Below are 21,547 nucleotides of genomic sequence, written 5' to 3' on the forward strand. Positions count from 1 at the left end.
CTGAATTTAAGGGAGCTTCAAATGCCCGTTTACAACGCGCCTACCAAAGACATGCAGTTCATTCTGCACGAAGTACTCAACGTTTCGGGGTCTGATATCCCCGGTTACGATGAGTTGGAGGCTGAATTCACCGGCGCTGTTCTGGAAGAGGCAGGCAAGATTTCAACCAACGTTCTGCACCCGCTGAACGTGGTCGGCGACACCGAAGGCTGCCGTCTGGAAAACGGCGTTGTCTATACGCCCACAGGCTTCAAGGACGCCTTCGAGCAGGTCAAGGAAGGCGGCTGGACAGGTCTGGACATGCCCGAGGAATTCGGCGGCCAGAACATGCCCTATGTCATGGGCACCGCAGTTGGCGAGATGTTCTCGGCTTCGAACCAGGCGTTCACCATGTATCAGGGCCTGACTCATGGCGCGGCTTCGGCCATTCTGGCGCATGGCACCGACGAGCAGAAAAACAAGTACCTGCCGAACATGGTCAGCTGCGAATGGACCGGCACCATGAACCTGACCGAACCGCATTGCGGCACCGATCTGGGCCTGATGCGCACCAAGGCGGAACCGCAGGATGACGGCAGTTATAAGATTTCGGGGCAGAAGATCTTTATCTCGTCCGGCGATCACGACATGGCCGACAACATCATCCACCTTGTGCTGGCGAAAATCCCCGGTGGCCCCGAGGGCATCAAGGGCGTTTCGCTGTTCATCGTACCCAAGTTCATCGTCAAGGACGACGGTTCGCTGGGCGAGCGCAACGGTGTTTCGGTCGGCAAGATCGAAGAGAAAATGGGCATCCACGGCAACTCGACCTGCGTCATGAACTATGACGAGGCGACCGGCTGGCTGCTGGGCGATCTGCACAAGGGCATGCGCGCCATGTTCACCATGATGAACGAAGCGCGGCTGGGTGTGGGTATGCAGGGTCTGGCACAGGCCGAAGCCGCCTATCAGAATGCGGTGGAATACGCCAAGGATCGTCTGCAGGGCCGCGACGTGACCGGCGCGAAGAACCCGGACGGTCCTGCCGATCCGCTGATCGTGCACCCGGACATCCGCCGGAACCTGATGGATCAGAAAAGCTTCACCGAAGGCGCGCGTGCGTTCATCCTGTGGGGCGCGACCATGATCGACAAGGCGCACCGCTCGGGTGACAAGGATGCGGACGGGCTAATCTCGCTGCTGACGCCGGTGATCAAAGGCTTCCTGACCGACGAAGGCTATGACATGACCGTTCAGGCACAGCAGGTCTATGGCGGCCACGGCTACATCGAGGAATGGGGCATGTCGCAATATACCCGCGACGCCCGTATCGCGATGATCTACGAAGGCGCAAACGGCGTTCAGGCGCTGGACCTTGTGGGCCGGAAACTGGCGCAGGATGGCGGCAAGCACGTCATGGCCTTCTTCGACATGGTCAAAACCTTCTGCAAGGAAAACGCAGGCCAGAACGAAGCCTATGACAAGGCTTTCATCGAGCCGCTGAAAGCTGCGTCCAAGGATCTGCAGGCCGCGGGCATGTACTTCATGCAGGAAGGCATGAAGAACCCGAACAACGCCCTGTCCGGTTCCTATGACTTCATGCACATGTTCGGCCATGTCTGCCTGGGCCTGGTGTGGGCGCAGATGGCCAAGGCCGCGTATACCGCGCTGGATGGCGGGACGTCGGACAAGGCGTTCTACGAAACCAAGATCGACACCGGCCGTTTCTATATGGCCCGCCGCCTGCCCGCCACCGCAATGCATCTGGCGCGCATTCAAACCGGCGCTGACACGGTGATGGCACTGGAGGCCGCGAACTTCTGATTGAAAACCGGTTCCGGGGCACCGCCCCGGAACCTCTTCTTCCAAGGACACGACATGCCGAAACGCTTTCGCCTGACCCGCCGCTTTCCGGTCGCCATGACCGAGGATGGATATCGCAAGCTGAAAGGTTTTGCCCGTGAATCCGGTCTGGATGAAGGCGAAGCACTGTCTTTTCTGTTCGAAAACTTCAACAGCGTCATTGATGAGGAGAATTTGACCCACCGTTTACGCATCTTCAATTCCGAGCTCGAGTCGCGAAAGCGCTGACAGACCGCGCGACGCCATCAGCGTATGCGTGTTTCCAGCAAGACGAACCCAGAACACGGAGGCAGCCAAACTTGGCCAACCCGGTTCGCCTTTCTTGAGATACGCGGTTTCCAACCTGCACCATGCGCCTTGGGAGGGGCGATTGCATGACCATCAAACTTCACTGCTTCGGAGAAAGTGGGAACGCCTACAAAGCAGCACTGGCGCTTGAGATGTCGGGGCTGGAGTGGGAGCCGGTCTTTGTCGATTTCTTCGGCGGCGTGACGCGAACCCCGGAATACCGCGCCGACGTCAATGAGATGGGCGAGGTCCCGGTTTTGGTGGATGGCGACTTCCACACCAGCCAGTCCGGCGCCATTCAGGCTTATGTCACGGAAAAGACAGGCAAGTTCGGCGGCAAGACCCGCGATGAGAATTACGACATTTTCCGCTGGGTGCTGTGGGACAATCACAAGCTCAGTTCGATGGCCGGGCTGACCCGTTTTCTGATTAACTTCCTGCCGGAACAGCATCGCAACCCGGACGTGATCGCCTTTAACCAGGGTCGTCTGAAAGCGGCCTATCAGGTTCTGAACACCCATCTGGAAGGCCGCGACTGGATAGTTGGCGACGGAGTGACCAACGCCGATCTCAGCTGCTGCGGTTACCTCTACTATCCCGAACCGTTCGGCTTTGACCGCGCCGACTGGCCCCATATCGACGCCTGGCTGACCCGCCTCAGCGAGCAGCCCGGCTGGAAACACCCCTATGACCTGATGCCCGGCAAATTGTCGGATCGAGCTTAAGGAGAGCTACTCATGACCGAAGCTTATATCTATGACGCCCTGCGCACCCCGCGCGGCAAGGGCCGCAAGGATGGCAGCCTGCACGAGGTAACCTCGGTGCGCCTGTCCGCCCTGACCCTGAACGCAATGAAAGAGCGGAACAATCTGGAAGGCCACGCCGTTGAGGACGTGATCTGGGGCAACGTCACACAGGTGATGGAACAGGGCGGCTGTCTGGCACGCACGGCTGTACTTGCCTCGGATCTGGATGAGTCGATCCCCGGTCTGGCGATCAACCGTTTCTGCGCCTCGGGCATGGAAGCCGTGAACCTGGCTGCGAACCAGGTCAAAGGCGGAGCAGGTCAGGCCTACATCGCGGGCGGCGTCGAAATGATGGGCCGCGTGGCCATGGGCAGCGACGGCGCCGCGATTGCCGTCGACCCCTCGTTGGCAATGGACACCTATTTCGTGCCGCAGGGCATTTCCGCCGACATCATCGCCACCGAATACGGGTTCGGCCGCGATCAGGCCGACGCGCTGGCCGTAGAATCGCAGAAACGGGCCGCGACGGCATGGGAAGAGAACCGGTTCGAGAAATCGGTCATCACCATCAAGGACCAGAACGGCCTGACCATTCTGGACCGTGACGAATACATGCGCCCCGGCACAGACATGCAGAGCCTCGGCGCGCTGAACCCGTCCTTTGCGATGATGGGCGAGCAGATGCCCGGCTTCGACAAGGTCGCGATGCTGAAATACCCGCATCTGGAAACGATCAACCACATCCACCACGCTGGCAACAGCTCGGGCATCGTGGACGGTGCGGCGGCTGTTCTGATCGGCAACAAGGAATTCGGTGAGAAATACGGTCTGAAACCGCGGGCCCGCATCAAGGCAACCGCCAAAATCGGCACCGACCCAACCATCATGCTGACCGGCCCGGTTCCGGTGACCGAGAAGATCCTGGCCGACAACGGCATGAAGATCAGCGATCTGGACCTGTTCGAAGTGAACGAAGCCTTCGCCTCGGTCGTGCTGCGCTTCCAGCAGGCGTTCGATGTCGATCCGGCGCTGGTCAACCCCAATGGCGGCTCGATCGCGATGGGCCACCCGCTGGGTGCAACCGGTGCGATGATCATCGGCACCCTGCTGGACGAGCTGGAGCGTCAGGACAAGGAAATGGGTCTGGCCACGCTCTGCATCGCGTCCGGCATGGGTGCGGCAACCATTATCGAGCGCGTCTGATGCCCAAGCTGGATCTCTCTCAGATCCCGTTTCTGGGTGGCTCGGCCTATCCCGGCAAACTGGCCGCTGCGACCGCGGGTCGCTTCGTTCAGCGCGTCGGCGATGCAGGCGGGCTGACCCAGTACGGGGTCAACATTGTCCGGCTGGAGCCGCAGGGGATGTCGTCGTTGCGCCACTATCACATGGAGCAGGATGAATTTGCCATTGTCCTCAGTGGCACCTGCACCCTGATCGATGACGATGGCGAGCACGAGATGCAGCCCGGCGACTGCGCCGCTTTTCCGGCAGGTGAGGCCAACGGCCATCACCTTGTGAACAAAACCGATGCGCCCGCGACTTTTCTGGTGGTGGGCACACGGACCCCGACCGAGACCGGCTATTACAGCGACATAGACATGATGGTGAAGGATGATGAAAACGGATTCGCCTTCACCCGCAAAGACGGCAGCCCCCTGACGGCTGACCAGATTGGAGACGACGGATGACCGAGTTTACCCTGACCAAAGACGCCGACGGCGTTGCAACCATCACCTGGGACGTTCCCGGAAAATCGATGAACGTGATGTCCTTTGACGGGCTGGCACAGCTGAACGACTGCATCGATCAGGCGCTGGCTGATGACGAGATCAAGGGTGTCATCATCACCAGTGGCAAGGAAGGGTCCTTTGCAGGCGGCATGGACCTGAACCTGCTGGCGGTTATGAAGGAAGAGGCTGGCGATGATCCGGCCAAGGGCCTGTTCGACGGCACGATGCGCATGCATGCCCTGCTGCGCAAGATCGAACTGGCCGGCATGGACGCCAAGACCAAGAAGGGCGGCAAGCCGATCGTCACCGTGCTGCCGGGTACGGCCGCAGGCATCGGCATGGAATTGCCGCTGTCCACGCACCGCATCTTTGCTGCCGAGAACCCAAAGGCCAAATTCGGTCTGCCCGAAATCATGGTCGGCATCTTCCCCGGCGCTGGCGGGACGACGCGCATGGTCCGCAAGGTCGGTGCGATTGCAGCCGCCCCGCTGTTGCTGGAAGGCAAGATGCTGGACGTCAAGAAAGCCAAGGGCGCAGGCTATATCGACGAGATCGCGGCTGACCCGATGGCTGCGGCCAAAGAATGGGTTCTGAACGCCAAGGACGCCGATCTGGTCAAGCCATGGGACGCAAAGGGCTACAAAATGCCCGGCGGCGCCCCCTACCACCCCGCTGGTTTCATGAACTTCGTCGGAGCCTCGGCAATGGTGAACGGCAAGACCCAAGGCGCCTTCCCGGCCGCAAAGGCCCTGCTGAGCGCGGTCTACGAAGGCGCGCTGGTCGATTTCGACACCGCGCTGAAGATCGAGGCACGCTGGTTCACATCCGTTCTGATGAACCCGTCCTCGGGCGCGATGATCCGGTCGCTGTTCCTGAATAAGGAAGCGCTGGAAAAAGGCGCTGTGCGCCCGGCAGGCGTTCCAGATCAGTCGGTCAAGAAAATCGGCGTTCTGGGTGCGGGCATGATGGGCGCGGGCATCGCGCTGGTCAGCGCGCAGGCCGGGATGGAAGTGGTTCTGATCGACCGCGACCAGGCCGCTGCCGACAAGGGCAAGGCCTATACCGAAGCGTATCTGGACAAGGGCATGAAGCGCGGCAAGGTGACCGAAGAGAAAAAGGTAGCCATGCTGGGTCGGATCACCGCCACGCCGGAGCTTGAACACCTCAAGGGCTGCGACCTGATCATAGAAGCGGTATTCGAAGACCCCGGCGTCAAAGCGGACATGACCCAGAAGGTCGAGGCGATCATTCCCGAGGACTGCATCTTTGCCTCGAACACCTCGACCCTGCCGATCACCGATCTGGCCAAGGCCTCGGCACGTCCGGATCAGTTCATCGGCATCCACTTCTTCTCGCCGGTTGAGAAGATGTTCCTGGTTGAGATCATCAAGGGCAAGGAAACCGGTGATCGCGCGGTTGCCAAGGCGCTGGACTATGTGCGCCAGATCCGCAAAACGCCGATCGTGGTCAATGATGCGCGGTTCTTCTACTGCAACCGCTGCATTATTCCCTATATCAACGAAGGCGCGCGCATGATCACTGAGGGCGTCAGCCCCGTTCTGGTCGACAACGCCGCGCGTCAGCTGGGCTTCCCTGTCGGGCCTGTCACGCTCACCGACGAAACCTCGATCGATCTGGGCGCAAAGATTGCCCGCGCGACCAAGGCCGCGATGGGCGACGCCTATCCCGACAGCCCTTCGGACGATCTGATTTTCTGGATGGAAGAACAGGGCCGTCTCGGCCGCAAGTCCAAGGCCGGCTTCTTTGACTATGACGAGAAAGGCAAACGTCAGGGCTACTGGAAAGGTCTGCAAGCGCAGTACCCTCTGGCCGAGGACCAGCCGGATCTGATCGAAGTGCAGGAACGGCTGATGTTCGCGCAGGTGCTGGAAGCGGTTCGCGCGGTGGAAGAAGGCGTTGTCGAAGATATCCGCGAGGCCGATGTCGGTGCGATTCTGGCCTGGGGGTTTGCGCCCTGGTCGGGTGGTCCGCTCAGCTGGCTGGATATCATCGGCGCGCCTTATGCGGCGGAACGCTGCGATCAGTTGGCCGCGAAATACGGCGACCGCTTTGCCTGCCCGCCGCTGCTGCGTGAAATGGCCGAGAAAGGCCAGACCTTCTATGGCCGCTTCGACCCAGAGGCAAAAGCAGCCTGACAATAACAACGCTGGCGCATACCCCCATGCGCCAGCGTTACCTGGGGTGTTGACCGGACCGCTATGCCGTTCAGATCATAGCCAACGGTCGTCCCGGACGCCCCGGGCGACGCGTTCCTCTGACCGGCCTGACCGGCACGATCTGGTGGTCCATAATGGGTGCAGGCAGTGCGCCCAGCGAACTTGCAAGAATGGCGACATCACCGCGATTGGCTGTCAGATGGATCAACTCCGCCGCAGTTTCGGCGCTGGCGACCTCATAAGAAACTGCATCCGACACATTGCGTGCTCCAAATCGGCCCGAGGGGCAAAACGCGCGAAACCCGCCTTCAATGAAAACCACTTCGTCCTGATCGAAGAACAGCGTGCTGACATCGAAATAGGACGCTGGCGCGTCCGGGACGATGCGGAACAACCCGCTCAGCATTCTTGCGGGCACCACAGGCGGGTTGGCCGGAAGGTCGATCGGGTTGCGGTCTAATCTGGTTTGATCCAAAGCAACGCCCTGCTCCGGCATCAGCCAGACCGGGCGACCGTTATACGCGGCCTGTGACGGCACGCGGACGGGCAGGTTTTCAACTGTGGTTTCGTCCGCCGGGACCATGATGCAATCTGTCGAAACGCGCGAAACCTGCCGGAACCCGTTATCCAGCGTCCGCACCCTGTCACCGGGCTGAATATCCTCGACCAGCTTCCAGCCGCCACTGGTCGCAACTTTGGTCCCATGCACAATCCCACCCCGACGCGCATTTATCGCAGCCTGCGCCGCGCCGCTGCCGCGATAACCCGGTCGCTCAGAAAAACCCGAAACACTCTCTACTTTCAACACGAACCGCACCCACCTGTAACTCGTAACAACACTTAAAGATGACTAGCACAGGATCGTCAGGCGCGACTTATTTTTGACATATTTAGGCCCAATTTGCGCCGCTAAAGCCCAGAAACCAATGGATTTCCCGAACAACACCGCGACCAGGTCAAGTATTGGCACGCATTTGGAAACTATGCCGGATCACCGGTATCGAACGCGTATCCGAATTTGTGGATGTCCTCGGCACAGGCCTCGGCGACCGCGGCGCGGATTTCCGGGCCGTAATACCTGCGGTAGTCGCCAATGCGGTCGGACTGGTTAAGCCGTGGCAGGTCAACTCGAAACCCCAGATGCGCGAAAAGCGGCGCAGCATCCTGTTCGAAATGCTCAAGCCGGATGTAAAACTGGCATTGCTCGACCCCGTCTGCGCGGGTCATGTAACGGCGCGACGGGTTCTGCCGGAAGGAGGCCAGCGTATGCGGATGCAGAACGAAGTCGTCAAAGCACAGCGTTTTCGCCATCGCGACGGCGGCATGATCAAAACGCTGAACGCGCAGCCAGTGGTAATAGCTAACGATCCGGTCCCACGGATTGCGCACCAGTGTAAACGCGGTCATGGATTGCAGCTCTGCAATCGACAAAACCCCGTCGATATCTGCCAGCGAGGAATGCTTCCACAGACGCCCCCTGCCCGTCAAAGCCCTTGCTCGTTTGCGACGCCTCACAGCCTTGGGCGTATCACCGAGCAGAATGTCATCCTTCATCGCGCGATCTTCCAGAGCCAGCGACAGCGACGTGCCGCCCGTCTTGGGGATGTGGACGAAAACATACGAACGACCGCGCGAGATAATCACGCCGCCTCCTGCCGCTCAGCCGCGCGACCGGACCGCCAACCCAGCAGGGCGCCGGCCGCGGCGATCAATCCGATCCCCGCGATCTGCATGACGCCGATCGACTGCCCCAGCGCCACCCAGGCAAAGAGCGGGCCGAAAATCATCACCGAGTATTCAAACACCGCCACATAGGAGGGCTCACCAATCTGGTAGGCCTTGATCAGCATAAACACCGCAATCGTGGACCCGACCGCCTGCACCACAATCCAAGGCAGCGCGGCGTGTATTGGCCAGACCCATCCGCGCGCCACAAAACCGTCGGGTCCCTCCGGCACCGGTAACGGAAACGCCGTGAGGGCCGCCAGCCCGACGCCGCCTGCCGCGCCCAGAGTTATCACCATGGCAGCCAACAGCGCGACGGTGCTTTCCTGCGCGCAATGGCTGCGCGTGATGACCGCGCCAAGCGCATAGAACATCCCCCCGGCCACAGGCAGCAACGTCAGGGCATCGAACTGATACGGGTTCGGCTGCAACACAAGCAGGATTCCGGTAAATCCGATCAACACCGCCAGAACGCGCCACGGCCCGATCTGCTGCCCCATCGCCACGGCCGAAATCAGCAGAACAAAGATTGGCGACGTGAAGAGACCGGCAAGGGCCTGCGCGATTGGCATCAGCGAAAGCGAGGCAAAGTAACACAGCATCGCCAGCGTGATCAGAACGCTGCGCAGGATGACCGGGCCAACCCGTTTGGGACGGAACCCGCCCAGCCCCAACAACGACAGACCACCGATCAGTGGCAACATCAGCAGGGCGCGGCTTAGGTGGAACTGCCACAATCCGATGGAGTCCGCCAACAGGATCACCACGTTATCCACAACCCCGATGATCGCCATTGCGCTGATCATCAGCACCGATGCCAATATCGGTGAAGTCTGTGTGTTCGCCTGCATCCAGTGCCCCGGTCACGAAGTGGCGCGGGCGTCCAGCCAGCCGCGCGTCGTGATATCCAGCACATTTTCCGAACAGGGCGCAACAGGTTTGCGCCTTTGGATTTCAGCATGCTAAGCTGAGGCAAAATAATCACGAGCATACCTCACCTTGAAGACGGCACTTAAACAGTTCCAGCGGATCGAAGCCACCGGTCTGTGGCGCCCCTCGCCCGATGTTCAACGGCGCGAGGTAGTGGTGTCGATTGGCGAGGCGACTCTGACGATCTCGGATTTCAACGAACAGGCTTTGACACATTGGTCTCTGGCCGCATTGGAACGGCAAAACCCGGGCGGCTATCCGGCCATCTTCAACCCGGACGGCGACCCGGACGAGACGCTGGAACTGGAAGAATCCGAAACCACGATGATCGAAGCCATCGACCGTCTGCAACGCGCCATCGACCGGGCGCGGCCGCATCCGGGGCGTTTGCGGTGGTTGAGCGTTGCCGGCGTTGTCGCGGCCGTTGCGGCCCTGCTGTTGCTTTGGATGCCGGCGGCATTGCAGAACCACGTCGTCTCGGTAGTCCCCGACATCAAGCGCCACGATATCGGCGATGCGATCCTGCAACGGATCGAACGAGTGTCCGGCAGGGCCTGCACTTCCGAAGACGCCCAAGCTGCGCTGGATACGCTGGCCACCCGCACAGGCGTGGAAGAGATCATCATCCTGCCGGCCGGGGTGCAAAGCAGCCTCAGCCTGCCCGGCGGGATCGTCTTGCTCAACCGGTCGCTGGTCGAGGATCACGAAGACCCGTCCGTCGCAGCCGGATTTATCATCGCCGAACGCGCCCGGTCCGCAAGTCAGGACCCTTTGAACGACCTGTTGGACCGCACCGGGGCCACCACCGCCTTTCGTCTGCTGACAACCGGCGAACTGACGCCCGAGATTGTCGATTCCTATACCGAACAGGTGTTGTCAGAGCCGCGCCCGTCCGTGCCTGATGAAGACCTGCTTGCGGTTTTTGCGCAGGCCGCGCTGCCATCCACGCCATATGCTTATGCAAAGGACGTCACGGGCGAAACGGTTTTGGGTCTGATCGAGGCTGACCCGATGGCGGGCCGCCCGCTTCAACAGGTATTGCCGGACCGCGATTGGGTCCGGCTTCAGAACATTTGCGGCGAATAGACCGGGTTACTTGGTTCCGAACATCCGGTCTCCGGCATCCCCCAGACCGGGCATGATGTAACCCTTGGAATTCAATTCGCGATCCAGCGACGCGGTAACGATTTTGACGTCTGGATGCGCCTCTTTCATGCGCTCCACACCTTCGGGAGCAGCCAGCAGGCAGAGAAAGCGGATATCGGTCGCGCCTGCCTCTTTCAGCAGATCTATCGCCGCGGCCGAGCTGTTGCCAGTGGCCAGCATCGGATCAACCGCGATCACCAGACGGTCCTTCAGACCTTCGGGTGCCTTGAAATAGTACTGCACCGGCTCCAGCGTCTTTTCATCGCGATACAGACCAACAAAGCCGACGCGCGCCGACGGGATCAGCTCAAGCACCCCGTCCAGCATCCCGTTGCCCGCCCGCAGGATCGAGACCAGCGCCAGCTTCTTACCGGCCAGAATGGGCGCATCCATTTCTTCCATCGGTGTTTCGATGTGGCGGGTGGTCAGCTTCAGCTCGCGCGTGACCTCATATGCCAGCAGCAGAGTGATCTCGCGCAGCAATTGCCGGAAAACAGCAGTCGAGGTGCCCTTGTCCCGCATGAGCGTCAGTTTGTGCTGGACCAACGGGTGGTCAACGACGGTCAGGTGTTCGCTCATGTTCTCTCCAGTCTTTTCTTGACCCGCGCACGGGTGTCCTCATCACAAAAGGCCGCATTCAGGGCCGTGTCATTCAGGGCGGCGAAATCGTCGGCATCCCAGCCAAAGGCTTTGGCCAGCATCTCATATTCGCGCCGCATGGTGGTATGGAAAAACGGCGGGTCATCGGTAGAGACGGTGACCCTGGCACCCGCGTCGCGGAGTTTCGCAATCGGGTGGGCATCAAAATCGGGATACAGCCCGAGAACCACGTTGGAACCGGGGCAAACCTCAAGCGTGATCTCGCGGTCAACAAGTTCCCGGACAAGATCGGTATCTTCGATCGCGCGAACCCCGTGGCCAATCCGTTCGACGCCCAGATCGCGGACAGCATCCCGAACGCTTTCCGGGCCGCCGAATTCCCCCGCATGGGTGGTCAGTCGCAACCCGGCCTCGCGCGCGCAGTCAAAAGCCCATTTATAGTCGCCCTGCGCGCCCGTGCCCTCGTTGCCGCCCATGCCGAATCCGGTGATCCAGTTTCCGGCGGTTTCCGCCGCACACCGGGCGCTGATCCTTGCCTGCTCTGGCCCGAAATGGCGGACACAGGTCACGACCCCGCGCAGGGTAATGTCGAACTTGCGCTCTGCCTCATCGGCGGCGTCCTGAATGGCGCTCAGGTAATCCCTCCACGCGTGAAGGTCCCCGCCACCGCAGAAATCGGGGCTCAGGAAGGTTTCGGAGTAGACAACGCCGTTTGCCGCGCTTTCTTCAAGGATTGCCAGCGTCAGGCGGCGAAAATCCTCGGGCGTTTTCAACACTTCGCAGGCGGCTTCATATACGCTGAGGAAATGCGCGAAGTCGCGGAAATCATAGCTGCCGTCCGGCTTGAAAATACCGCTCAGGTCGATGCGTTTCTCATGCGCAAGTTGACGGATAAAGGCGGGCGGGGCCGCCCCTTCGTGGTGCAGGTGCAGTTCGATCTTGGGCAGATCAGCAACGGTCATAGAAAGGTCCTTCCCGGTCCTTGCGCCGGAATGTTCAGATGGTGCGCGATACTGGCCGCGACATCGGCGAAATTGACGGCGCCGATCTGCCCCGCGCCCTGCCCGGCGATCAGCACCGGCGCCTGTTCGCGTGTGTGATCGGTTCCGATCCAGCTGGGGTCATTCCCGTGATCAGCCGTCAGCAGCATCAGATCGCCGGGGCGCAGCTTCTGCAGGATCGCGCCAATCTCGCGGTCGAACCATTCCAGCGCGCGGGCGTAACCACTGACGTCGCGGCGGTGGCCATAAAGGCTGTCGAACTCGACGAAATTGGCGAAAGTCAGGCTGCCCTCTTCGGCCTCAACCACCAGATCAGACAGGTGCCGCATCAACGCGTCATCCGCGCCCTTGCGCAGCGTGTCGATCCCCTGCATCGAGAAGATGTCGCCGATCTTGCCCACCGCATGCACACGGCGCCCGGTATCCTGCGCCCAGTTGGTCAGAACCGGTGCGGGCGGCAGGATTGCGAAATCCTTGCGGTTGGTGGTGCGGGTGAAACCATCTTCCGGCGAGCCGATGAACGGCCGCGCGATGACGCGTCCCACCTTCATCCCATGCAGACGTGGGGCCAGTGTTTTGCACATGTCCAGCAGGCGGTCGAGGCCAAAGCTCTCCTCATGCGCGGCGATCTGGAACACACTGTCGGCAGAGGTGTAGCAGATCGGCCAGCCCGTGCGCATATGCTCGGCGCCAAGTTCGGCGATGATCGTTGTACCTGAAGCGTGGCAATCCCCCAAAATGCCTTCGGTTCCCGCTGCTTCGGCGGCGGCGCGGCTCAGGTCCGACGGGAAAGAGGGCGTAGTATCGGGGAAATAGTGCCAGTCCCACGGGACCGGCAACCCGGCCAGTTCCCAGTGCCCTGACGGCGTGTCCTTGCCCGGCGAATGCTCGCGCGCGCAGCCCCAGAGACCCGTCGGATCGGCGGTCAGGCCGGGCGTTTCCGCACCTGATGCAAGCCGCGTCGCCGCCCCAAGACCCAGCGCATCCAGATTGGGCAGATGCAGGGGGCCGGATCGCCCCTCCTCTGCCCGCCCTTCAGCGCAGGCCTGCGCGATATGGGCCAGAGTGTTTGCGCCCGTGTCCGGGTGGTCCCCATTGAAGAACCTGTCCGCATCGGGCGCGCCGCCGATACCGACCGAGTCCATCACCACAAGAAACGCGCGGGTCACGGTGCTATCCTTTCGTGGATGAGGTCATGAACCTGAACCGCATCGGGGCTGATTTCAATGGCTCGCAGAACCGCCTCGGCCGCTTGCCGCGCCGCATCTTCGCGGGCGGCGTGGACCACTGCCAAAGGAGTGCCCTTGTCGACCCTGCCGCCCAGACGGACGATACCCGACAACCCGACCGCAGGGTCAATCACGTCATCCTCAACCTGCCGCCCACCGCCCAGGGCAACAACGGCAAGGCCCAGCGCCTCGCCATCAATCGCTGCGACGTAACCGCTGGCCGGGGCCGGAACTTCAAGGATCACACTGGCTTCGGGCAGGTAGCGGGTCCAGTCATCAACAAACTGCAACGGTCCGCCGACCGCTGCCATCATGCGTCCGAACCGTTCGGCGGCCTGCCCGTTGCGGATGACCTCGGCAACCTTGTCGCGCCCTTCTTCAACCGTGGCGAACATCCTGGCGTCGGCCAGCAGGACCCCACCCAGTTCCGCCGAGATTTCAGCCAGAGGCGCGTCATGCTGTCCGGTCAGCACTTTCATCACCTCATCCACCTCAAGCGCGTTGCCCAGCGCCGGGGCCAGAGGCTGATGCATGTCGGTGATCACTGCCGTCGTCCGACACCCCGCCGCATTTGCGGTTTCAGTCAGCGCCGTGGCCAGACCGCGCGCGTCTTCATGGGTCTTCATAAAGGCGCCGCTGCCGACCTTGACGTCCAGCACCAGCGCATCCGGGCTGGCGGCCAGCTTCTTGGACAGGATCGATGCGGTGATCAGGTCCAGGCTTTCCACCGTCGCCGTCACATCCCGTATCGCATACAGCCGCTTGTCCGCCGGGGCGATCTGCCCCGTCGCGCCGACAATCGCGGCGCCGGTCTCGCGCAGGATCTGCGCCAGACGGTCCTGCCCGATCTGTGTGCTGACGCCGGGGATGGCTTCAAGTTTGTCCAGCGTACCTCCGGTGTGACCCAGACCACGTCCCGAGATCATCGGGACGTATGCCCCCAGTTCGGCCAGCGCCGGGGCCAGTACCAGACTGACGCTGTCGCCAACGCCGCCGGTTGAATGCTTGTCGATCACCGGACCATCCACATCCCAGGTCAGGACGTCGCCGCTGTCGCGCATGGCCACGGTCAGATCGGCGCGACCCTGCGCGCCCAAGCCACCCATACAGACGGCCATTGCAAACGCCCCGGCCTGAGCGTCAGTGACACCGCCATCGGCAAGGCCCTGCGCGAACCAGCTCAGTTCTTCTCTGCCGGGGACTTCGTTGCGACGCAGTTTGGCGATAATCGAGCGTGCGTCCATGCCTTAGACGTCCTCCATATGCGATGCACCGAACGCACCGGGCAAAAGGTCACCGATGGTGGTTTCAAACTCGGCCCCGTCCACGGTGGCCAATGTCACCTTTACCTCACGCTTGCCGAACTCGGCCAGCTTCTGGCGACAACCACCACAAGGTGGCACTGGTTGCGGGGACGAGGCAACCACGTAGACCTCAGCCAGTTCCTGTTCACCCGCGGCGACCATGGCGGCGATGGCACCGGCTTCGGCACAGGTGCCCTCGGGGTAGGCCACGTTTTCAACGTTGCAACCGGAATAGACAGTGCCGCCGGTCGACCGGATCGCCGCGCCTACCTTAAAGTTGGAATAGGGCGCATAGGCTTTTTCCCGGACAGACAGGGCTGCATCTTTCAAAGTCATGGCGATTCCCCATTTTTTGATCATCTGGTCAGAATGTCATACCCTAAATGAAACGCCCCGGGGAGTTGAAGCCCCGCGCGCAAGATTCCTGAGCCAAATTTCACTTAGTCGAGGGTTGTGTTGAAGGTGCCGGGCAAGGTCACCTCAAGCAGTTCGACATCATCCGACGGATCGGCCAGCCGGGTCCGCATGCCGGGCGGGATGACAAAGGCATCGCCCTGTTCCAGCCGGAACGGATCGCGGCCTTCACCCTCCAGCGTGACTTCACCGTTCATGACAAAGGTAAAGTGGATATCGGTGTCATGCGTGGCCCAGACCGGATCGCCCTGCCCTTTGCGTACAACCTGAACCCCGGCAACGCCTTTGGTGTTTTCGGCAATGGTCGTGTCACGGCAGACATAGCCTGGCAGACGGAACGGCCCCCATTCCGCGCCATCGGCCTGATTGTACACAAATCGCTGCCCCTGCCATTCACGATCAGGGCGGTAATGGGGCGTGGGCAGGTCCATCACATGATCAATTTCGGTAACATGCTCGGCTGGAACGCCGATCTCGATCACCTGCACATTGTCGGACGCTTCAAGCACGCGATGGCGGATTTCGGGCGGCTGGATAAAGCAATCTCCGGCGGTCAGGCACATCTTATCGCCCTGATCTTCATAGACCACGTCGACCCAACCGTGGATGCAGAAGATCAGCTGAAATCCGACCTTGTGGAAATGCACCATATCCGGCACCGGACCACCATCGGGAATGCGGATATGGCTGGCAATGATCGACCCGCCCAACCGGTCCGGCACCAGATCGCGGTAATGCATCCCGGCCCGCCCGATGATCCAAGGGGCCTGATCCTTAAGCCTGCGCACCACATAGGAATGCACGGTTTCCGGCATGACCAGCGGCGGGTTCAGTTCTTCAATCTCAACCCGTGTGCCGTTCGGGGCGACAAGACTGCGCTGACCATCGGCGAATTCGTCCGGATTTTCGGTCAGAATCCGCAGTGTACCTGCCGCCTCAGGCGCATCCTTTTCGATGCGCAACCGCAGCCCATGGCCCGAGAAAACCGCAACGCTCGGATCGTCCGCGGGATAGATCATGTCCATCCGCATGCCCAGAACTTTGGTGTAAAACGGAATGTCGTCGCGCAGTTCCTGCGTCGGCAGGCAAATCTCAGCCCGCGTCAGATTGTGAGTGTTGGTCATCCGGCGTCTCTTCGGTCTTGGATTTTGGCCATCCGATCAGAACAGCGGCCAAAATGCCAATCGAAAAGAACATCTCAAGCGTTTCTTCCAGAACGAACAAACGCATCATCATGATCTGGGACAGCTCCGCACTGAACGCGCCGCTGAGTTCTTCCAGAACCTGAGCGACAAAAGCTGACATTCCCGCCAGAAAGAAAACCAGAAGAAACGGCGCCCTTTGCCGGAACGCCCGCCACGCGCTGGGAACGCCGTGCCAGACAAGCCCGCCCAGAACAAGCACCGCCAGAACTACCCGCACCAGCGTCATGTCGAGCACCGTGTCCAGCCCGTTCAAAATCCAGTAAGGCAGGCTGTCAGTGGCGTAAATGTCAGCTTCCAGCTCCCTTTCCGCCAACAGCAGACACACCAGACCGATATACAGCCGGGTCACCCCGGGGAACCGGTACAACGCAGCTATCCCAGCCGTGAATAGTGCCGCGGCCGAGATTGTTTCGATCGGTCCGCCTTCCTGATTGAGCCCAAATGCCTGAAGCGGCCATACCACGACGGCCGCCAGAACCAGCAGAACACCAACGATTGCTGCACGGAACGCAAATCGGTCCGTGCCAAAAGACAATTCACCGGTGGAGTAATTTTCCCCGGCCCGAAACTGATCCTTGTAGCTCATGCCAAACTTTCGTGTTCGCGGTAGGCGTTCAAAATCCGAAGTTGCGGGAATGTAATAGTTCTGCGACAAAGTTCAACCAGCGCGGCAGAGGCGTCAAGAAACTGTTGCAAATTGACGCGACGTAGCCAAGCCGCCAGAAATGGTTTACCCCTCAATCAAATTTCGGAAGGGAGTTGAATTGCCGATGTCTGAAACACCCAGCCTGCGGCAGGCCGCGCTTGACTATCATGCCCATCCAAAGCCCGGAAAGCTTGAGATCAAGGCGACAAAGCCGATGGCCAACGGCCGCGATCTGGCCCGCGCCTATTCTCCGGGCGTTGCCGAAGCCAGCCTGGAAATCAAAGCCGACGCCGCGAACGCCGAACGCTATACCGCGCGCGGCAATCTTGTGGCCGTCGTCTCGAACGGAACGGCAGTTCTGGGCCTTGGCAATATCGGCGCGCTGGCGTCGAAACCGGTGATGGAGGGCAAGGCGGTCCTGTTCAAGAAATTCGCCGGGATCGACTGTTTCGACATCGAGGTCGATCAGCCCGACCCCGAAAAGCTGGCCGACATTGTCTGCGCGCTTGAACCCACCTTTGGGGCGATCAACCTAGAAGACATCAAGGCGCCCGACTGTTTCGTCGTTGAAAAACTGTGCCGCGAGCGAATGAATATCCCGGTCTTTCACGACGATCAGCACGGCACCGCCATCGTGGTCGGCGCGGCCGCCAAGAACGCGCTGCATGTGGCAGGCAAGAATTTCGAGGATATCAAGGTCGTCTCGACCGGCGGCGGCGCGGCTGGCATTGCCTGCCTGATGATGCTGGTCAAGCTGGGGGTCAAACGCGAAAACATCTGGCTGTGCGACATTCACGGTCTGGTCTACGAGGGGCGCGCCGAAGACATGAACCCTCACAAGGACCAGTTCGCGCAGAAGTCTGACCTGCGCACACTGGATGACGTGATCGGCGATGCCGACCTGTTCCTTGGCCTCAGCGGCCCCAATGTTCTCAAGCCTGAAATGGTCGAGAAAATGGCCAAGCGCCCGATTATCTTTGCGCTGGCCAATCCGACGCCGGAAATCCTGCCGCAAGCCGCGCGCGAAGTCGCGCCGGACGCGATCATCGCGACGGGGCGCAGTGATTTCCCCAATCAGGTCAACAACGTCCTGTGCTTTCCCTTCATTTTCCGGGGCGCGTTGGATGTGGGCGCGACCGAGATCAATGACGAGATGCAGATCGCCTGCGTGGACGGAATTGCCGAGATGGCCCGCGCCACCACCAGCGCCGAAGCCGCTGCGGCCTATAAAGGTGAACAACTGACCTTCGGGCCTGATTACCTAATCCCGAAACCCTTTGACCCGCGTCTGGTGGGTGTTGTGTCCTCGTCGGTCGCAAAGGCCGCCATGGACAGCGGCGTCGCCAAACGCCCGATCGAGGACATCGAAGCCTATAAGGAACGGCTGAACCAGTCCGTGTTCAAATCCGCGCTGCTGATGCGGCCGGTGTTCGAGGCCGCCGCTGCCGCGTCCCGTCGGATCGTGTTTGCCGAAGGTGAAGACGAAAGGGTGCTGCGGGCCGCGCAGGCCATATTGGAGGAAACCACGGAAACGCCCATCCTGATCGGGCGCCCCGAAGTGATCAATGCCCGCTGTGAGAGGTTGGGGCTGACCGTCCGTCCCGGGCACGATTTCCAAATGGTCAACCCGCAGGACGACCCGCGGTACTACGACTATTGGAACTCGTATCACGAGATCATGCAGCGCCGCGGCGTGACGCCCGATCTGGCCAAAGCGATCATGCGCACCAACAACACCGCGATTGCAGCCATCATGGTGCATCGCGGCGAGGCTGACAGCATGATTTGCGGCACGTTCGGCGAATATCGCTGGCACCTCAATTACGTCGAACAGGTTCTTGATGACGGTGATCTGCGGCCCCATGGCGCGCTGTCTCTGATGATCCTTGAGGACGGGCCATTGTTCATTGCCGACACTCATGTCCGGCAGTTGCCGACACCCGAGGAACTGGCCGAGTCGACATTGGGGGCGGCACGTCACGTCAGGCGGTTCGGGATCGAACCCAAGATCGCCTTCTGCTCGCAGTCGCAGTTCGGCAATCAGACCGAAGGGTCCGGAAAACGGCTGCGGGCCGCGCTGGATATCCTCGATTCCGAGCCGAGAGCCTTCACATATGAAGGGGAAATGAACCTTGATCTGGCGCTTGACCCGGAACTGCGGTCGCGGATTTTCCCCAACTCGCGGCTTGAGGGGGCAGCCAACGTTCTGATCTTCGCCCATGCCGATGCGGCCAGCGGCGTGCGCAACATCCTGAAGATGAAAGCTGACGGGCTGGAAGTCGGACCGATCCTGATGGGAATGGGCAACAAGGCGCATATCGTGACGCCTTCAATCACGGCACGCGGATTGCTGAACATGGCCGCCATTGCCGGCACCCCGGTGGCCCATTACGGGTAATGCCCGTGAACACGGTGCGTCAGGTGCTCGGACTGGCACCTGACCGCGGGATCTTGATAGGTGATTCTTTGCACCCGGGAATTTGCAGATTTGCAAAACCCGATAATTGTTTTACTCAACGCCGCCCTGGGAAACGGGTTTGCAAAAATTTGCAGGTCAATCTACCGAATTCTGCAAAGATTTTGCGATAAAGTGACGCCCCGTCATTTCCCTTGCTTGTGCGCCGCCCCCTGACCGCCTTACACACGGCACGAGGAATTCTTGGAGGAGGTCAGCGTGGCTTATCAGGACGTTTACGAGAGCTGGAAATCCGATCCGGAGGCATTCTGGATGGAAGCCGCAAAAGGCATTGATTGGGTCCAACCCCCGACCAAAGCGCTGTTTGACGATAACGCCCCGCTCTATGAATGGTTCTGTGATGCCAAGGTGAACACCTGCTGGAACGCGGTGGACCGGCATGTCGAAAACGGCCGGGGTGAGCAGACCGCCATCATCTATGACAGCCCGATCACCCACACCAAGCGCGAGATCTCTTATGTCGAACTGCGCAACCGCGTGGCCAATCTGGCCGGGGCGCTGCGTGCCAAAGGCATCGAAAAGGGCGACCGAGTCATCACCTACATGCCGATGATCCCCGAAGCGCTTGAGGCGATGCTGGCCTGCGCCCGGCTGGGCGCGGTGCATTCGGTGGTGTTTGGCGGTTTTGCCAGCAACGAACTGGCCGTCCGGATCGACGACGCGAAACCCAAGGCGATCATCGCCGCCTCCTGCGGGATGGAGCCGGGCCGCGTGGTGCATTACAAACCGCTGCTGGACGGCGCCATCGACATGGCCAGCCACAAGCCCGAGTTCTGTGTGATCTTCCAGCGTGAGCAGGAAGTAGCGCAGCTTGTCGAAGGTCGCGATGTCAACTGGCACGGGTTTCAATACGGGGTCGAACCGGCGGAATGCGTCCCGGTCGACGGCAACGACCCGGCCTATATTCTTTACACATCCGGCACAACCGGCGCGCCCAAAGGCGTCGTGCGTCCGACAGCGGGCCATCTGGTGGCGTTGAACTGGACGATGAAGAACATCTATGACGTCGATCCCGGCGACGTGTTCTGGGCGGCTTCGGACGTGGGCTGGGTCGTCGGACACTCCTATATCTGTTATGCTCCGCTGATCCACGGCAACACCACCATCGTGTTCGAAGGCAAACCGGTCGGCACCCCCGATGCGGGCACGTTCTGGCGGGTGATTTCTGAGCACAAGGTCAAAAGCTTCTTCACCGCCCCGACCGCGATCCGTGCGGTCAAACGCGAAGACCCCAAGGGGGAAATGCTGGCGAAATACGACCTGTCCAGCCTGCGGGCCCTGTTTTTGGCCGGTGAGCGCGCCGACCCCGACACGATCGTCTGGGCGCAGGATGCGCTTAAGGTTCCCGTGATCGACCATTGGTGGCAGACCGAAACCGGCTGGACCATCGCGGGCAACCCGCTGGGAATCGAGGAATTGCCGGTCAAGCTGGGATCGCCTGCCAAGCCGATGCCGGGCTATGACGTACAGATCCTGGACGAAGGCGGTCACCCGATGAAACCCGGCGAACTGGGTGCGATTGCGGTCAAACTGCCGCTGCCGCCGGGTACACTTCCGACCCTTTGGAACGCGGAGGATCGGTTCAAAAGCTCATATCTCAACCAGTTCCCCGGCTATTACGAAACCGGCGATGCGGGCATGATTGATGAGGACGGTTACCTTTACATCATGGCGCGCACCGACGACGTGATCAATGTCGCGGGCCACCGCCTGTCTACCGGCGGCATGGAAGAGGTCCTGGCCGCCCACCCCGACGTCGCGGAATGCGCGGTGATCGGTGTGACGGATCAGTTGAAAGGGCAAATGCCTGTTGGATTCCTGTGTCTGAACGCCGGCTGCGCGCGCGACCATGGTGAGGTCGTGCAGGACGTGGTGAAGCTGGTGCGCGAAAAGATCGGCCCCGTAGCGGCTTTCAAGCAGGCCGTCGTGGTGGATCGTCTGCCCAAGACCCGATCCGGTAAGATCCTGCGCGGGACAATGGTTTCGATTGCCGACAGCAAAGAGTTCAAGATGCCCGCAACCATCGACGATCCGGTCATACTGGATGAAATCACCGTTGCGCTGAAATCCATCGGCTACGCTCAGTGA

The 21,547-nt window shown here is 60.8% G+C and carries 19 protein-coding genes; 9 read left to right on the forward strand and 10 right to left on the reverse strand.

Features of this window, described 5'->3' with window-relative positions; all coding sequences use genetic code 11:
* Positions 1-21 precede the first annotated feature (21 nt).
* The 6 genes from ACXAC3_RS15990 (at position 22) to ACXAC3_RS16015 (ending at position 6,762) form a co-directional block, all read left to right on the forward strand.
* Entirely contained in the window at positions 22-1,803 is a 1,782-nt protein-coding gene (locus ACXAC3_RS15990) for an acyl-CoA dehydrogenase C-terminal domain-containing protein (protein ID WP_475162186.1), read from the forward strand.
* Between the two features lie 54 nt (positions 1,804-1,857).
* The gene (locus ACXAC3_RS15995) at positions 1,858-2,070 is read left to right on the forward strand and encodes a hypothetical protein (protein WP_475163473.1); all 213 of its coding nucleotides are present in this window, start codon (positions 1,858-1,860) and stop codon (positions 2,068-2,070) included.
* A gap of 146 nt (positions 2,071-2,216) precedes the next feature.
* Positions 2,217-2,855: a glutathione S-transferase family protein gene (locus tag ACXAC3_RS16000; protein ID WP_475162188.1), complete on the forward strand. Its 639-nt coding sequence runs from the start codon at positions 2,217-2,219 to the stop codon at positions 2,853-2,855.
* A gap of 12 nt (positions 2,856-2,867) precedes the next feature.
* Positions 2,868-4,079 (forward strand): acetyl-CoA C-acetyltransferase, encoded by a 1,212-nt coding sequence (locus tag ACXAC3_RS16005; RefSeq protein ID WP_475162190.1) that lies wholly within the window; start codon positions 2,868-2,870, stop codon positions 4,077-4,079.
* Positions 4,079-4,564, forward strand: a complete 486-nt coding sequence (locus ACXAC3_RS16010; protein ID WP_475162191.1) for a cupin domain-containing protein — start codon at positions 4,079-4,081, stop codon at positions 4,562-4,564. The genes ACXAC3_RS16005 and ACXAC3_RS16010 overlap by 1 nt, the downstream gene beginning before the upstream one ends.
* Entirely contained in the window at positions 4,561-6,762 is a 2,202-nt protein-coding gene (locus tag ACXAC3_RS16015; protein ID WP_475162192.1) for a 3-hydroxyacyl-CoA dehydrogenase NAD-binding domain-containing protein, read from the forward strand. Before ACXAC3_RS16010 ends, ACXAC3_RS16015 begins: the two co-directional genes overlap by 4 nt.
* Positions 6,763-6,832: 70 nt before the next feature.
* On the opposite strand, the gene ACXAC3_RS16020 is transcribed toward ACXAC3_RS16015, so the two are convergent.
* The 3 genes from ACXAC3_RS16020 to ACXAC3_RS16030 form a co-directional block, all read right to left on the reverse strand.
* Entirely contained in the window at positions 6,833-7,591 is a 759-nt protein-coding gene (locus tag ACXAC3_RS16020; protein ID WP_475162194.1) for a Hint domain-containing protein, read from the reverse strand.
* Positions 7,592-7,764: 173 nt separating this feature from the next.
* A complete protein-coding gene (locus ACXAC3_RS16025; protein ID WP_475162195.1) occupies positions 7,765-8,427 on the reverse strand; it encodes a sulfotransferase family 2 domain-containing protein in 663 nt (220 codons plus the stop codon).
* Positions 8,424-9,359 carry a DMT family transporter gene (locus tag ACXAC3_RS16030; protein ID WP_475162198.1) on the reverse strand — a complete coding sequence of 312 codons (936 nt, stop codon included), beginning with the start codon at positions 9,357-9,359 and terminating at the stop codon, positions 8,424-8,426. The genes ACXAC3_RS16025 and ACXAC3_RS16030 overlap by 4 nt, the downstream gene beginning before the upstream one ends.
* Positions 9,360-9,507: 148 nt before the next feature.
* On the opposite strand from ACXAC3_RS16030, the gene ACXAC3_RS16035 reads away from it, so the two are divergent.
* Entirely contained in the window at positions 9,508-10,524 is a 1,017-nt protein-coding gene (locus tag ACXAC3_RS16035; RefSeq protein WP_475162200.1) for a hypothetical protein, read from the forward strand.
* Between the two features lie 6 nt (positions 10,525-10,530).
* On the opposite strand, the gene upp is transcribed toward ACXAC3_RS16035, so the two are convergent.
* The 7 genes from upp to ACXAC3_RS16070 all read right to left on the reverse strand — a co-directional run bounded on the left by upp (position 10,531) and on the right by ACXAC3_RS16070 (position 16,923).
* Positions 10,531-11,163: a uracil phosphoribosyltransferase gene (gene upp, locus ACXAC3_RS16040; protein WP_475162203.1), complete on the reverse strand. Its 633-nt coding sequence runs from the start codon at positions 11,161-11,163 to the stop codon at positions 10,531-10,533.
* Positions 11,160-12,146: an adenosine deaminase gene (locus ACXAC3_RS16045; RefSeq protein WP_475162205.1), complete on the reverse strand. Its 987-nt coding sequence runs from the start codon at positions 12,144-12,146 to the stop codon at positions 11,160-11,162. The genes upp and ACXAC3_RS16045 overlap by 4 nt, the downstream gene beginning before the upstream one ends.
* Positions 12,143-13,354: a phosphopentomutase gene (locus ACXAC3_RS16050; protein ID WP_475162208.1), complete on the reverse strand. Its 1,212-nt coding sequence runs from the start codon at positions 13,352-13,354 to the stop codon at positions 12,143-12,145. The genes ACXAC3_RS16045 and ACXAC3_RS16050 overlap by 4 nt, the downstream gene beginning before the upstream one ends.
* Positions 13,351-14,658, reverse strand: coding sequence for a thymidine phosphorylase (locus ACXAC3_RS16055; protein WP_475162211.1), 1,308 nt, complete (start codon positions 14,656-14,658; stop codon positions 13,351-13,353). Before ACXAC3_RS16055 ends, ACXAC3_RS16050 begins: the two co-directional genes overlap by 4 nt.
* Positions 14,659-14,661: 3 nt before the next feature.
* Positions 14,662-15,054, reverse strand: a complete 393-nt coding sequence (locus ACXAC3_RS16060; RefSeq protein ID WP_475162215.1) for a cytidine deaminase — start codon at positions 15,052-15,054, stop codon at positions 14,662-14,664.
* A gap of 104 nt (positions 15,055-15,158) precedes the next feature.
* The gene (locus tag ACXAC3_RS16065) at positions 15,159-16,256 is read right to left on the reverse strand and encodes a cupin domain-containing protein (RefSeq protein WP_475162222.1); all 1,098 of its coding nucleotides are present in this window, start codon (positions 16,254-16,256) and stop codon (positions 15,159-15,161) included.
* Positions 16,225-16,923: a hypothetical protein gene (locus tag ACXAC3_RS16070; protein WP_475162226.1), complete on the reverse strand. Its 699-nt coding sequence runs from the start codon at positions 16,921-16,923 to the stop codon at positions 16,225-16,227. The genes ACXAC3_RS16065 and ACXAC3_RS16070 overlap by 32 nt, the downstream gene beginning before the upstream one ends.
* Before the next feature lie 184 nt (positions 16,924-17,107).
* Here ACXAC3_RS16070 and ACXAC3_RS16075 point away from each other — a divergent pair, with 184 nt between their 5' ends.
* A complete protein-coding gene (locus ACXAC3_RS16075) occupies positions 17,108-19,381 on the forward strand; it encodes an NADP-dependent malic enzyme (RefSeq protein ID WP_475162229.1) in 2,274 nt (757 codons plus the stop codon).
* A 276-nt stretch (positions 19,382-19,657) separates the two neighbouring features.
* A complete protein-coding gene (gene prpE / locus ACXAC3_RS16080; RefSeq protein ID WP_475162231.1) occupies positions 19,658-21,547 on the forward strand; it encodes a propionate-CoA ligase PrpE in 1,890 nt (629 codons plus the stop codon).

It is taken from the genome of Ruegeria sp. ABV4_181, from assembly GCF_056158465.1.

Coding starts and splice junctions, on each gene's coding strand:
- ACXAC3_RS15990 (WP_475162186.1), top strand. CDS start 22: ATGCCCGTTTACAACGCGCCTACCAAAGACATGCAGTTCATTCTGCAC.
- ACXAC3_RS15995 (WP_475163473.1), top strand. CDS start 1,858: ATGCCGAAACGCTTTCGCCTGACCCGCCGCTTTCCGGTCGCCATGACC.
- ACXAC3_RS16000 (WP_475162188.1), top strand. CDS start 2,217: ATGACCATCAAACTTCACTGCTTCGGAGAAAGTGGGAACGCCTACAAA.
- ACXAC3_RS16005 (WP_475162190.1), top strand. CDS start 2,868: ATGACCGAAGCTTATATCTATGACGCCCTGCGCACCCCGCGCGGCAAG.
- ACXAC3_RS16010 (WP_475162191.1), top strand. CDS start 4,079: ATGCCCAAGCTGGATCTCTCTCAGATCCCGTTTCTGGGTGGCTCGGCC.
- ACXAC3_RS16015 (WP_475162192.1), top strand. CDS start 4,561: ATGACCGAGTTTACCCTGACCAAAGACGCCGACGGCGTTGCAACCATC.
- ACXAC3_RS16030 (WP_475162198.1), bottom strand. CDS start 9,359: ATGCAGGCGAACACACAGACTTCACCGATATTGGCATCGGTGCTGATG.
- upp (WP_475162203.1), bottom strand. CDS start 11,163: ATGAGCGAACACCTGACCGTCGTTGACCACCCGTTGGTCCAGCACAAA.
- ACXAC3_RS16045 (WP_475162205.1), bottom strand. CDS start 12,146: ATGACCGTTGCTGATCTGCCCAAGATCGAACTGCACCTGCACCACGAA.
- ACXAC3_RS16055 (WP_475162211.1), bottom strand. CDS start 14,658: ATGGACGCACGCTCGATTATCGCCAAACTGCGTCGCAACGAAGTCCCC.
- ACXAC3_RS16060 (WP_475162215.1), bottom strand. CDS start 15,054: ATGACTTTGAAAGATGCAGCCCTGTCTGTCCGGGAAAAAGCCTATGCG.
- ACXAC3_RS16065 (WP_475162222.1), bottom strand. CDS start 16,256: ATGACCAACACTCACAATCTGACGCGGGCTGAGATTTGCCTGCCGACG.
- ACXAC3_RS16070 (WP_475162226.1), bottom strand. CDS start 16,923: ATGAGCTACAAGGATCAGTTTCGGGCCGGGGAAAATTACTCCACCGGT.
- ACXAC3_RS16075 (WP_475162229.1), top strand. CDS start 17,108: ATGTCTGAAACACCCAGCCTGCGGCAGGCCGCGCTTGACTATCATGCC.